Here is a 12,763-nt window from a genome sequence, read left to right as displayed (position 1 = left end):
AGCCTCCCGTTGAGGAGGGGCGGGCTTTGTCCTGTTAACCTTTCTGCTGCGCTTTGAGAATTCGCTCCACCGCCTTGCTGGCGGCCATAAAACCGAAGGTGCCTGTGACCATAGTGGCGGCGCCGAAGCCGCCGCTGCAATCCAGCTTTACTCCGTTCAGCATCCCGCTTTTCTGCTGGCACACCTGGCCGTCCGGCTGCGGGTACACCATGGGCTCGGTGGAGTAGATGGCATCGATGCCAAACTGGCGCTTGCTGGACTTCTGAAAATTGTGGAAGCGGTAAAGGTGCTGGCGCACCTTGGCCAGCATGGGGTCGCTCACAGTGCGCCCCAGATCCGCGCACTCAATGGCGGCGGGGTTGATTTTGCCACCGGCGGAGCCCACGGTAATCAGGCGTATCTTGCGCGCCTTGCAATAGGCGATCAGTGCTGCCTTGACCCGCGCATTGTCGAAGGCGTCTACCACGACATCGATGGGGGTTTGTTCCGGGGCGAGCAGCTCGGCGAAATTGTCAGGGGCGATAAAGTCTTCCCGGGTACGCACAGAAATTTCCGGGTTGATCGCCCGCAACCGCTCCGCCATCGCCTCCACCTTGATCTCCCCAACCGTATCCACCAGCGCGTGAATCTGGCGGTTGGTGTTGGTGATACAGATGTCGTCCAGATCAATCAGGGTGATGTTGCCGACACCGCTGCGCGCGAGCGCTTCCGCAGTCCAGCTGCCGACACCGCCGATACCGATCACCACCACGTGTGCCGCATGCAGCACATCGAGCGCATGAGTGCCGTAGAGTCGGGCAATACCGCCAAACCGTTGCAGATAGGAGTCACTGAGAGGCATGGAGATTAACCGGGATGCGTTGCGGATGATTGTGTTGGCGAAAGCTTACGCTGGGCAAGGAGTATTCCCGCCGGCGATTGCAGGAGGGGAGGTGGGCAGGGCGCAGAGTGCACCCCGCGGTAACCGGATCGATCAGTGCACGTGGCCGTGGTCGATCTCTTCCGGAGTCGCTTCGCGCACGGAAATCACCTCGATATCGAAGTGCAGCTCCACACCGGCCAGCGGGTGGTTGCCATTGATGGTGACCTGGTCGCCGTCGATATCAATAATTTCCACTTCGATGGGGTGACCTTCAGTGCTTTGGGCGCGGAAGGCCATACCGACCTGTAGCTCCTCAACACCGCCGAATGCGTCCTTCGGAAGGGTCTGGATCAGTTCGGGGTTCTGCGGGCCGTAGCCGTCTTCCGGCGCCACCACCACGTTGAATTTGTCACCAGCGCTCTTGTCCAGCATTTCCTTTTCCAGCCCGGAAATGATGTTGCCTACGCCCTGCAGGTATTTCAGCGGTTGGCCACCTTCGGAGGTATCGATCACGGTGCCTTCGGCGTCTTTCAGGGTGTAGTTGATCTCCACAACGCTGTGGTTAGCAATTTTCATGGGCAATCTCTTGTGTCTTGAGAGTGAGTTGTAGCGCTTACCGCTTACGGAAGGAAAAGCAAACGGGGGTTTTAAGGCTGAATGAACGTGCATTGTATGGGCCGGGCCCGGTACTCGCAACCAAGGAGCTTTGATGGCGTGCGCGCGGATAATGTGGGTTGTGGGGTTCTACGGCAGGGCGAGTGGGGCGGCCCAAGGGGGCGGGCCGCACCGGGTGAGACGCGCAGTTCAACAAGCGATGGACAGGGGCTCGTCGCAGCGGTCAAAGAGATCGGTGGCCGTGCGTACCAACTGGTCACTCATTGCCGGTGTAAAGCCCAGTTCCAGCAGGCGCGCGTCGAGAAACTCAAGCAGGGCTTCAAACAGTGCCGGATTCAGGCCCCGGGCCAGGAAGCAGGCGCGCGCGCTGTGGGTGGGCTCAGGCTCTCCGGCCAGTGCGTGGGTCAGGAACTGGGCCTGGCGGCTGTGCTGTTTGTCGTGCTCTGCACTGTCCTCGCTCGACATATATTTACCAATCGCCTGGTAGAACTCGCCCACGGTCCGGCTGAGAAACTGGCGCCCTCCCAGGCCGGCGAGCAGCCCCTGCGGACACCCATGTACTTCCGGCGCGGCAGCGGTTGCATCCCCCGGGGCGGGTGCGTGAATGGGTACAAGAGCGGGTACAACACTTGGCATTGGTGGATTCCCCCTGTGAGACGGTAATCGGTATGTCGCGTTGGTGTCCGAATGGCCTCGATCTGTCGATCTTTCCGGGTGCTTTTTGGGGCTTCTGGAAAGGGGCTGGGACTGCCGGTCGCGATATGGGCGGCAAGATTACGGGATGGAAATACCCCTGCCAATGAATCACCACGAAATTGTCACAGCCTTCCACGGGTTGTACTGCAGTGGTTTAATTTGATGCAGAACGTCGGCGTGTATTACCTTTCGTGCCTGCCGAAGGCGCAATTTCACCGTGCGCTTGACCCTCAGCAGTCAGCCCGGGTGGCGCCCTAGAAAGTGGCGCTGTTAGACTTCCTGGTCTGTAATATCCCGGTCGGCCGCTCTGGTCAGGAGTGTGACCACAATACGCGCGGACAGCAGGTTGTTTTTTTCTGTCACTCCCTGAGGCCAGGTTGCCTCCGGGCAATACACGAGGCATAAGATGGCGAGCATTTTCACCCGGATCATCAATGGCGAACTGCCAGGGCACTTTGTATGGCGCGATGACGTCGCGGTGGCGATCATGACCATCGCGCCGGTCAGGCCCGGTCACTGCCTGGTTATCCCCGTAGAGGAAGTGGACCATTGGGACGACGTGCCTGCAGATATCAACGCGCATCTCCTGGATGTGGCTGGCAAGGTGGCCAAGGCGCAGAAGAAGGTGTACTCACCTCAGCGCGTGGGGGTGATGGTGGCGGGGCTCGAAGTACCACACACTCACTACCATCTGGTGCCGATCGACCAGATCGCCGATCTCGACTTTGCTCTGCAGCAGCCGGCGTCGCCAGAAGTGCTGGCGGCTGAGGCGGCGAAACTGCGCGCGGCGCTGGTTGAACTGGGTTATCGCGACAGCGCCGCTTGAGGCGACCTCGCCATAAGGGCTTTCCTGACAAAAAGTTTTGCATCCCGTGCATCCAAACCGGTGGCGGCGTGCGTCTCAGTGGCAGTTAACAAGAAAACAGGTTACCGGCTCATGATTTCCAGAATGTCTATTTTTGCCTCGCTGCTGTTACTGGTGCTGGGCACCGGCGTGGTACACGCGCAGACGTCCAGTCGAACCTTCGCACTGGATGGGTTTTCCGCCATCGCGCTAAAAGGTAGTTCCAATCTCAAGGTTGTACAGGGAAATAGTTTCTCCGTGACCGCGCATGGCGAAGAGAAAGACCTGGATTATGCCCGCGCTGAAGTGGATCGCGGTGGCAATCTGTCCCTGTGGGTGGAGACCGACAGCAAAAGCCTGTTCGGGGTGGTAACCGTCAGCAGTGAGCCGGAAATCGAGTTCCGTGTCACCCTGCCAGTGGTGAGCGCTATACGCGTGACCGGTTCAGGGGATGCCCTTGCGGACACCCTGGAGAGCGAGAAGCTCGATCTCCGTGTTACCGGTTCCGGTCTGATTAAAGTGGAAAAGGTCGCTGCCGAAGCTCTTAGTACCAGCGTTACCGGGTCTGGTGACCTGATTCTGGGCACCGTGCTGGCAGTGCATGGCTCTGCAGGTATCACAGGTTCTGGCGATCTCCGCATGGACAACTTCATTGGCGAGGACTTTACCGCCCAGATCAAGGGTTCCGGTGATATGGCCATTGGTGGCAAGGTGGCCAACCTCAATATTACCGTGATGGGCAGCGGCGATTTCATGGGGCGCAACCTGAGTGCCAATAACGCCGGCGGTGCGGTGATGGGCTCCGGTGACATCGTGCTCAAGCGCCCGGCGAGCGAGTCTTTTTCGGTCATGGGCTCCGGAGACATTGCTCTGGTAGAGTGATTTATACCTTCCGGATTCCCTAATGCAATTGCGCGGCTCAGGCCGCGCTTTTACTTTGTGTGGGCGTCGATGGGCTTCAGGGGTTGAAACGGGCGCACAGACCTCCATTTCTGCTGCAATACAGCAACGTTTTTGCATCCCTTCTCGCTTTGCCCACAGGGCCAGGATCCGGGCAATAGACACGATGGATTCCGCGTGTAAACAGGAGTATTCATGAGTTCTGCTGACGATCAGTCCGGGAAAAGGAAAGGCCGATTGCGCGCGCTCAGGCAGCAGGTGCGGCAGCTGCGCAAAGATGCTGTGGAAAAGTCGCACTGGGCCGCCGAGCGGCTGCTGGATCGGCGCATCTGCATCGGTATCACCGGTCTCAGTGGTGCGGGCAAATCCACATTGATCACGAGTTTGATCTACCAGCTCAGCCACCCGGACCGCGCCCAACTGCCTGGTTTTTCCCCCGCGCTGAATGGTCGCTTGCTGGGCGCGGAGCTGAAACCGGCGCTTGATACCGGGCTGCCTCTGTTCGAGTACGAGCGCTGCCTCAGTGCGCTGACCGCCAACCCACCGCGCTGGCCGGAATCTACCCGTGATCTTTCTGCTCTGGAGCTGCATCTGCATCTTCAGGGGCGGCGCTTCGGGCGCAATTACCAGCAGAAACTCATTCTGGAGTTTCGCGACTATCCCGGCGAGTGGTTAATGGATCTACCGCTGTTGAGGATGGACTTTGCCACCTGGTGTCGTCACCAGCGGGATCTGTTGGAGGAGGAACCGCGGGCGACGCTGGCGCCGGAACTGCTGTCGCAACTGCGGGAGCTCGCGCCGGATGCCGCCGCTGATCTGCGGCAGATCGACAGTTTGTGGCACAACTACCGCCAATTTCTGCGCGACTGCCGCAGTGAGCGCAAGCTCAGCTACCTGCAGCCGGGCCGGGCCCTGCTCGACGGTGAGGAGCATGGATTTTTCCCCCTGCCAGGTATCGGTCATCGAGCGCAGTCGGAATTGGATGCACTGCCCGAGGGAAGTGTGTACAAGGTGCTGGAGGCCCGCTATCGGCACTATGTGGAAGAGCGGGTAGTGCCGTTTGTTGACAGCCACTTTCGGCACCTGGACCGGCAGTTGGTGCTGGTGGATCTGATCAGCACTCTGTTTGCCGGTGAGGCGTCGCTCGAAGACATGCGCAAGGCATTTGGGCAGATCGCCGATACATTCAGCTATGGCAGCAATGGGCTGCTGCGCAAACTGTGGCGCCCGCGCATCGACCGTCTGGTGTTCGCCGCGACCAAGGTCGACCAGGTCCTGGCTGCGGATCACGACGCTCTGCGCCAGTTGCTCGGGCAGCAGCTGCAGCAGGTTTTTTCCGCTGCCCGTCACCGCGGTTTGCCGCTTTCGTGCGAGGCTATTGCGGCGGTGCGCTGTTCCAATGAAAGCGTCCGCGATGGCCGTCGCATGCTGGTAGGGCACGCCATGGATGGGCGTTATCTCGGGTTTGAGAATGCCGAGATCTTCGCGCACCTGCCACAGGAGAGCCAATGGCAACACTACGCTGATGGCCTGCCGCCACAGTTGCGGCCCCCCATGGGGATCGGGCGCGAAGGTTATATGCCGCACATCCGCGTGGATGCGCTGCTGAATCTGCTGTTGGGAGACAAGGTCTGATGGCTGGTGCTGATAAAAATACCTCCGGGCAGGAAGAGTTACGCAAAGGTCTTGAGAGTGGCACCGGGGCTTCGCATAACGCCGGCGCCCGACGCCAGACCCGTATAGAAAATCTGGACGCGGAAGAGCCCACAGCGCGCGACCGCGCCAGTACCCGGGTGGAGCCGCTGGCGGAGGAGCCGGCACAGCTTCCCCGCTCTATCACCACTGGCGAATCGCTGCCGGATAAAATCTCTTTTTCGGAACTGCGGTTACCGGTATTTCGTCTGCGACTATGGAAGCCGGCGCTGCTGGCGGCGCTGACACTCGCGTTTGGCGCAGTGTTCTGGGAGCTGCGGCAGTTTTTCTACTGGGCTGCCGAAATGCACTGGACCCTTGGCCTGCTGGCTGGGGGGATAATCGGCATACTGGTGCTGACCATGGGGAGCGCTGTTTGGGAGTATTTCCGTGCGGGCCGACCGCTGCGCAGGCTGCAGAAAACTCAGGAGCTGGCGGCGCAGGTACGTGACAGCCGCGCCACAGACGCGGTGGCCCCGCTCAATCAGCAACTGAGTGAACTCTTTGCCGGGAAACCTCAGGGTGCGCTACTCGCGCGGGTGCAGGGCGAGATGCCGGATTACTATGACAACAGCGAACTGTTGCGGCATCTGGAACTGAATTTTTTTGAAGCGCTGGATCAGGAGGCGCTGCGGCGAATTGTCCGCCATGCGACGACCACCGGAGCGCTGGTGGGATTAAGTCCCTTTACCACCCTGGATGTTTTAGTGGCGCTTAGGCAGTCCATGCGCATGATTGACGATGTCGCTCAGATTTATGGCGTGCGACCGTCAGTGGTGGTGCGCTGGCGTCTGTTCAAGAAGGTGCTTGCGCTGGTGGCCTACAGTGGCGCCAGCGAATATGCGGTAAGCGAATTGTGGCCCGAACTGGTGGGTGACAGCATGCTCAGTGCGGTGTCGGCGCGCCTGGGGCAGGGCATGGGGGCCGGCCTGTTCATGGCAAGGATTGGGTTGGCTGCAGTGCACAGTTGCCGTCCGATTCCTTTTTCGGAAAAGCAACGTCCGCGTCTTGGCGCGCTCACCCGGAGAATTGCCGTCAGTCTGAAAGAGCGGATGCTGGGGCGAGATCGCAATAGCTGGCCGGATGCGGCGGCGACGGTCAGAGATGCGGACCACATTGTCCAGGAGAATGCCCGGGAAAACCTTAAGCCGCGGAACTCACACGATTCCTAGCCCGGAGGTCAAATAGTTCTGGGTGAAACATTTGACCGCTGGGCTAGGGTGCTCATTGCGTGCAGTTTCTACAATACGCATTGGGCTATGAGGATCGAGGCCGGGCGAATGCACAGCGAAATCTGCGGTGCGGCCCCGTGCGACTCACTTGCGCGCAGCGCGACCGACCCTGGTTATTTGAACTGTTTTTTCATCAGCATTCGCGTGTGGTGTTGGTCCACCAGTTTTGCCAGAGTGTCGAAGCGGCTTTTGACAAACGGACGCGGGTTGTTGTTGCCCGCCGCATCGGGATATTCAACCCCCTCGCGTACCAGCTGCAATTCCTTGGCCAGTGCGTCCATCGCTTCAAATATGGCTTTGGTGTTTTGCTCGTCGTGGAAAACACGACTGTCTGCGGTGTCGCTCAGGTACGAATCGCACTCACCCAGCCACTCCGCGCGTTGATTGAGGAAGTTGATTGTGTTTCGGATGCCACCTTTATACTCGGGCTTGAAGTTTTCGTTGATATATTTCCCCAGGCTTCGCATCCCGGAATCCACGAATTGCTCAACAAGGCTTTCGCAATATGCATCATTGAGGTAAGCGGGGTGGGAGCTGGTGGCTCCGGCTTTTCCTGTCGCAATAAAGCAGGCAATTGCCGCCGCAACCAGCGGTGTCAACCTGCGGGAGCGGGAGGGTTGGGAAAATGACGGTGTCTTGGATAAGTGTGGCGTGTTCATCTTTGAATGCCCTACTGTTGTTTTAGCTATCAGGCTTTTTATTGTGATAAGCGTCACATGAATATCGAAACGCCAGTCTTATGTCAACGAGTTTTAAGTATGATTTGTCACGATTGTGCCAATTGTGGACCAGTGCGCGTTTCTTTGTACTGATCAGATGTGTTTAACCTGACAATAGTGCGAGCGTATGGTCGTGCGGCAGGTGCAAAAGGCGGCAAGCGGGAGCTTTGCCTGGAAGCTGAGGAGTGAGTTTTGTCGGATTTTGATTTTGATCTAATAGTGATTGGTGCAGGTTCTGGAGGTGTGCGTGCCGCCCGCATGGCCGCCGCTGCGGGTATGCGTGTGGCCGTGGTGGAAGAGCGCTACATGGGCGGGACCTGCGTCAATGTGGGCTGTGTGCCCAAAAAACTGTTTGTCTATGCGAGTGCCTATCGCGAGGCGTTTGAAGATGCGCGGGCCTATGGATGGGAGGGGCAGGACGGTGCCCGCTTCATATGGCCGACCTTGCGGGACAACAATGCCAGAGAAATCACCCGGCTCAATGGTATTTATCGCAACCTGCTCACCGGCGCAGGTGTCCACATCATCGACGGCAGGGCGCAGGTCAGCGGGCGGCACCAGGTCAGTGTGCGCAACGAAACGTACACGGCAGAACGCCTACTGGTTGCCACTGGTGGCTGGCCGTTTGTGCCGGAATTTCCCGGTAGCGAATTTGTCATTACTTCGAATGAAGTTTTTTCCCTCGAAGTATTCCCTCACCGGGTACTGGTGGTTGGTGGTGGTTATATTGCGGTGGAGTTTGCAGGCATCTTTGCCGGTCTCGGTGCTGAGACGCATCTATCCTATCGGCGCGATCTGTTTCTGCGTGGATTCGATAACGACGTTCGCATATTCGTGCGGGATGAAATGGGCAAGAAGGGTATCCATCTCCACTTCAATCACCAGGTGAAAGCCATCGAAAAACTCGAGGGTGGCGCCCTTCGGGTTACAGGCAGCGACGGCGAGGTGCTGGAGGTGGACGCGGTGCTCTATGCGACCGGACGCAAGCCCAATACCAAGGGGTTGGGGCTGGACGCCCTGGGCGTGGTCACCCACAAGGACGGGACTATCGGCGTGGACGATAATTTCCGCAGCAGCGTGACCTCCATCTACGCGCTGGGGGATGTCACCGGTGGCCCGGAGCTCACTCCGGTAGCTCTGGCGGAGGCGATGGCGCTGGTCAGGCACTGGCAAAGCGGTGAAACGGCGGAAATAGACTACAACAATATTCCCACTGCGGTGTTTTGCCAGCCGAATATCGGTACTGTAGGGCTGACTGAGGAGGAGGCTCGCCAGGCGGGTATTGCGGTCGCCATCTACCGATCGGACTTCCGAGCCATGCGTCATTCGGTCAGCGGCCGGGATGAGCGAACCCTGATGAAACTCATCGTGGATAAGGAGAGTGACAGGGTGGTTGGAGTGCACATGGTGGGGCCCGATGCAGGTGAAATCATTCAGGGCATGGCCGTAGCGATGAAAGCCGGGGCTACCAAGTCTGTATTTGATCAGACCATTGGTATTCATCCCACGGCCGCGGAGGAGTTTGTCACTATGCGCACTGCGGTCCCGGAGTGATGTTGTGGCGGAGTTGCCTCTGAACAGGGGGTATATAAAAGCTGTGCCGGAGAGGTCTCCGGCACAGCTTTTTCATATTTGCGCGTTCCTCGCCCTTGCCGGGCTGTGAGTGTGAACATTTTGCGCTTCAGCTTCGCCAAGGGTAGCGGTCGTACTGTTGCCGTTTTACTGGCCTCAGTGGTCAAGAAGCGCGATCTGGCAAATTTTCAGTTCCCCCAGGGTTCGATATTTGGGTGGTGTGGTTTCCGCTGGTCGCGGCAATGTCAATCTTCGGCTATCTCGGGTACCGGAATCTGGTGCCGACGGGTCTTGCGGCGATCTCCGCGTTCTTTCAGGCAGCGTTCGGCGGAGTCAAAGGCACCGTTGACCGCGCGATGAATGGAGTCGCTCTCGTTGGTGATGGTGACCGGATTGCCGCTCAGGGCAAGCTCGACAGAGGCGCGATACTGCTTGCCTTTGTGCTTGTGATGATGGGGGGCTTCAAGGACTACGCGGCTTCGTATGATGTCGCCACAATAACGTTCCAGCTTGTGCAGTTTTTTGGATACGGTGTCTGCCAGGGTGGCGGACTTGTCGATATCACGGAACACAATGTTATCGTAAGGCGCTGATTTCATGGGCACATACCTCCGGTTATAAAGGACCTATGCAGGCCGCATACGCGGTTTGCTGAAAGAAGGTAGGGCGCCCTGTAGGGAGTCTGCTCAGTATGAAAATCGGGTCACCGGAGTTCGCAGTTCGGTCATTGCCGGGTTGGCAATATCAAAGGTGTTTTGCGCTCGGGCCGGTTTTCATGCCGCTCAGGATTATCTCCCTGTAGGTCATAATGCGATTCTCAAAAAAAAAATCAAGCTCTCGAATCAAGAAAATGTCACAAATATTTGTTAGTCCACGGGAACTTTTCGGACAGCTGCAAATGTGCTGTTTTGCGGCACAGGTCACTGCGCGTATAGGAATCCTGTTGGCACGGTCATTGCTGCGTATATCCGTCTGGGGTACATTGTCTGGCCTCGTGTGGGGCAGTTTGCGTACCGGTATCACCTGTGTGATATCCGTTTTCCCGAGGCAGCGCCGGACGCTTCCCGCGATGTGCGCAATTGCAGCTTTGCGTTTTTCTGAAGTAAAAAATCAAACAACGGACTTTTGACTATGGCGGTAAACCGTGGTTGCTCGCTGATTTTTGCGGGTGTAGTGGGGGTATTTGGTTGGTGTGCGACAGTGCAGGCGGAGTCTTCGCTGACTGTTGAGCAGAACAGGCTTGCGCGAATGGAGCAGTCTCTGGAAAACCGGCTGGTTGAGCTGGAGGACGTGGAGAATGAATTGCTCGGCTATGACTACAAGCTGAAACGCGCCCAAGAGTCCCTGGAGCAGGCCCGCACCCATTTCCAGGAGAGCCTGAAAGAACTCAAAGTGGCGGAGCGGGAGCACAAGCAGGCGCCCAGTAGTGATACCGAGCGCGCGCTCAATAAGGCTCGCCACGCCCATTCCATGGCCGAGCGCGGGGTCGACAGTCGCAATCGCCGGGTGGAGTTTATCCAGTCGACCTTTGGCGACCTCGAATCTCGACTGAAAGCCTCGCAGGCGTCCGTGGCGGACAACAAAGCGCGCTTGGCGAGTCAGCAGGCCTTGGTTGACAAGTTGGTGCAGGCGATGCTGGTGCAGGCCGAGACCCAGAAGAGGGCGAAGGCCAAACCGGTTGCTGCCAACAGTGCTGCTGAACAGGCTGCCCCGATCGGCAAGCCGGAGATTCCACAGCCCAGTGCGGCTTCACTGACCGTTGCGGAGCCTAAATTCGAAGCGCCGGCACCGGCTGATGAAACCGTGGAAACGCCGGCCGCGGAGCAACCGGAGATTGACCCTGAGTTGCTGGCCTATGTGCGCGGGGAGCAGGAGCGACTGGAAAAAGTCCTGAGTGAACTCGAAGATGAGGATGACAGCGGCAAGCAGACGTTTCGCAATCTGTCGATGCGCCCGTCGGGCGGCGAGTCAATCGAGTTTGAATTCCTGGGGCAGAATCAGTACAGGCTGGTAGCACCGGTAAGTGCGGGCCGCCAGACCTACAAAATCAATTCATGGCGCTTCCGCCGCACAATCCCTGCGGACGATGAAGGCGTGCGCTATGTATTTATCTTTGACGCGCGTCGGCTTTCACGTCCGCGCCTGGTGATGTATCCGGAATATGTGTTGTCGCACCTGGACTGACCGGTCAGTAATTGGCTGAGATGTAGCTGAGCACAAAAGAGCCCGCGGAGCGGGCTTTTTTGTTTCCGCTATTTGCTCGTTCCCTGGCTATCCGGTGCGCCTTCCAGGGGAAGTGACAGTAGAACTTCGTACTGGCTACCCGTGGGTGTGAGCAGGCTGCGGTACAAGGTGAGGTTGTCCAGCCTGCAGGTGAATGCCGTAGTAACCGGCTGCGGGCCTGCAAATCCCCGCTGGCTTCTTGCCAGCGTAAAGTGCGGGCGAAAGGTTTTGCGCTCGGGTGGTTTGCCGACGGCGCGCATCAGGGCTTTGCACTTTTGCTGCAGTCTTGCCAGCGGTGGGTTGGGAAGCAGTTCCGCCGCGAGCATTTTTGCCCGGTTTTTGGGAAAGGGGTGGGTGCTGACGATTTCTCCGTAGCAGATAGGTGATGTTGCTGCGATGCTGCGCAAGCGATCTTCGATGAGGTCAAGATGCGTGGCGTCTGTGTCGCCGAGGAATGTCAGGGTGAGGTGCCGGTTGGCGTGTGAAATCCAGCGGTGGTCGCGAGGCAGCCCCTGTTGCGCGACATGGTGGCAGGTGGCATCAAGAAAGCGTTGCGTTGCACTGTCTGGCGCTACGCCAATAAACAGCCGCAGCGGCTGATCTCGCCCGGGCGGGCGTTTCTCCTCAGTGTGCTCGGATTGGATTTTCTGCATGTTTTTCTTTTCACGCCCTTGAAGCCGGAATAGGTGGCCGCATATCTGAAAGTAAGGTTGGCAGGCTCGACAGAGGTGCCTCCCGAAGCGACCCCTGGCCCGGTATCTAAATACCTGTTTCGCCGGGAAATGTGGGGTTGAGTACCTGGTAAACGTAACACAGGCACTCTTTACACCGAGCTCCACGCATACAGTGTGTTATGCCGCAGCTCTGAATATTGCTCTGAATTGAGGATATGACAATGCGTAATTTAGATCTTTCTCCCCTGTACCGTTCCGCCATTGGTTTTGATCGACTGGCTTCCCTGCTGGATTCGATGTCGGCAACGGAGCAGAATCAGCCAGCTTACCCCCCGTACAATATCGAATTGACTGGAGAAAATAGCTACCGTATTTCGATGGCGGTTGCTGGTTTCGAACAGTCCGAGCTGGATGTCCAGATGGAGCAGAATCGCCTGACGGTCAGCGGCAAAAAAGCCGCGGAAGAGGCCGGCCGCAACTTTCTGCACCGAGGAATAGCCGCGCGCAGTTTTGAGCGCCGCTTCCAGATAGCTGATCACGTTCGAGTGACCGGCGCGCAATTGGCCAACGGCCTGTTGCATGTGGATCTGGTGCGGGAAATTCCCGAGGCTATGAAGCCGCGCAAGATTGAAATATCCAGTGGCAATCTGCTGCAGTCTGAAAAGGCGACGCAAGTGGATGTGGCGGCGTCGCCGGCTCGGAGCGACGCGCCGAGTGGTCAAGCCGCCTGAGTG

The 12,763-nt window shown here is 58.2% G+C and carries 13 protein-coding genes; 7 read left to right on the top strand and 6 right to left on the bottom strand.

Features of this window, described 5'->3' with window-relative positions; genetic code table 11:
- Positions 1-34 precede the first annotated feature (34 nt).
- From tcdA to FDY93_RS05675, 3 genes are all read right to left on the bottom strand, one after another.
- Entirely contained in the window at positions 35-841 is an 807-nt protein-coding gene (gene tcdA / locus FDY93_RS05685; protein ID WP_138234770.1) for a tRNA cyclic N6-threonylcarbamoyladenosine(37) synthase TcdA, read from the bottom strand.
- A 132-nt stretch (positions 842-973) separates the two neighbouring features.
- Positions 974-1,438, bottom strand: a complete 465-nt coding sequence (locus FDY93_RS05680; RefSeq protein WP_138234769.1) for an FKBP-type peptidyl-prolyl cis-trans isomerase — start codon at positions 1,436-1,438, stop codon at positions 974-976.
- Between the two features lie 228 nt (positions 1,439-1,666).
- Positions 1,667-2,113, bottom strand: coding sequence for a globin family protein (locus FDY93_RS05675; protein ID WP_240914265.1), 447 nt, complete (start codon positions 2,111-2,113; stop codon positions 1,667-1,669).
- A 466-nt stretch (positions 2,114-2,579) separates the two neighbouring features.
- Between FDY93_RS05675 and FDY93_RS05670 the strand changes: the two genes are divergently transcribed.
- From FDY93_RS05670 to FDY93_RS05655, 4 genes are all read left to right on the top strand, one after another.
- Entirely contained in the window at positions 2,580-2,999 is a 420-nt protein-coding gene (locus FDY93_RS05670) for an HIT family protein (protein WP_138234768.1), read from the top strand.
- 123 nt (positions 3,000-3,122) lie between these two features.
- Positions 3,123-3,899: a GIN domain-containing protein gene (locus FDY93_RS05665; protein ID WP_240914264.1), complete on the top strand. Its 777-nt coding sequence runs from the start codon at positions 3,123-3,125 to the stop codon at positions 3,897-3,899.
- 213 nt (positions 3,900-4,112) lie between these two features.
- Positions 4,113-5,552 (top strand): YcjX family protein, encoded by a 1,440-nt coding sequence (locus FDY93_RS05660; RefSeq protein WP_138234766.1) that lies wholly within the window; start codon positions 4,113-4,115, stop codon positions 5,550-5,552.
- A complete protein-coding gene (locus tag FDY93_RS05655; RefSeq protein WP_138234765.1) occupies positions 5,552-6,781 on the top strand; it encodes a TIGR01620 family protein in 1,230 nt (409 codons plus the stop codon). The genes FDY93_RS05660 and FDY93_RS05655 overlap by 1 nt, the downstream gene beginning before the upstream one ends.
- Positions 6,782-6,954: 173 nt before the next feature.
- On the opposite strand, the gene FDY93_RS05650 is transcribed toward FDY93_RS05655, so the two are convergent.
- A complete protein-coding gene (locus FDY93_RS05650) occupies positions 6,955-7,557 on the bottom strand; it encodes a hypothetical protein (protein ID WP_138234764.1) in 603 nt (200 codons plus the stop codon).
- A gap of 195 nt (positions 7,558-7,752) precedes the next feature.
- Here FDY93_RS05650 and gorA point away from each other — a divergent pair, with 195 nt between their 5' ends.
- Entirely contained in the window at positions 7,753-9,114 is a 1,362-nt protein-coding gene (gene gorA, locus FDY93_RS05645; RefSeq protein WP_138234763.1) for a glutathione-disulfide reductase, read from the top strand.
- A gap of 263 nt (positions 9,115-9,377) precedes the next feature.
- Here gorA and FDY93_RS05640 read toward each other — a convergent pair whose 3' ends face one another.
- The gene (locus FDY93_RS05640) at positions 9,378-9,731 is read right to left on the bottom strand and encodes an HPF/RaiA family ribosome-associated protein (protein ID WP_138234762.1); all 354 of its coding nucleotides are present in this window, start codon (positions 9,729-9,731) and stop codon (positions 9,378-9,380) included.
- Positions 9,732-10,263: 532 nt separating this feature from the next.
- On the opposite strand from FDY93_RS05640, the gene FDY93_RS05635 reads away from it, so the two are divergent.
- Positions 10,264-11,316 carry a hypothetical protein gene (locus FDY93_RS05635; protein ID WP_138234761.1) on the top strand — a complete coding sequence of 351 codons (1,053 nt, stop codon included), beginning with the start codon at positions 10,264-10,266 and terminating at the stop codon, positions 11,314-11,316.
- Between the two features lie 68 nt (positions 11,317-11,384).
- Here the strand turns inward: FDY93_RS05635 and thpR are convergent, their stop codons facing one another.
- On the bottom strand, positions 11,385-12,008 hold the full coding sequence (gene thpR, locus FDY93_RS05630) for an RNA 2',3'-cyclic phosphodiesterase (RefSeq protein ID WP_138234760.1): 624 nt from the start codon (positions 12,006-12,008) through the stop codon (positions 11,385-11,387).
- 242 nt (positions 12,009-12,250) lie between these two features.
- Here thpR and FDY93_RS05625 point away from each other — a divergent pair, with 242 nt between their 5' ends.
- A complete protein-coding gene (locus tag FDY93_RS05625) occupies positions 12,251-12,760 on the top strand; it encodes an Hsp20 family protein (RefSeq protein ID WP_138234759.1) in 510 nt (169 codons plus the stop codon).
- Positions 12,761-12,763 lie beyond the last annotated feature (3 nt).

It is taken from the genome of Microbulbifer harenosus (assembly GCF_005771435.1).
GTDB classification, from domain to species: Bacteria; Pseudomonadota; Gammaproteobacteria; order Pseudomonadales; family Cellvibrionaceae; genus Microbulbifer; species Microbulbifer harenosus.
The sequence above is the reverse complement of the archived record's forward strand: the minus strand, read 5'-3'. Positions and strand labels throughout refer to the sequence as shown.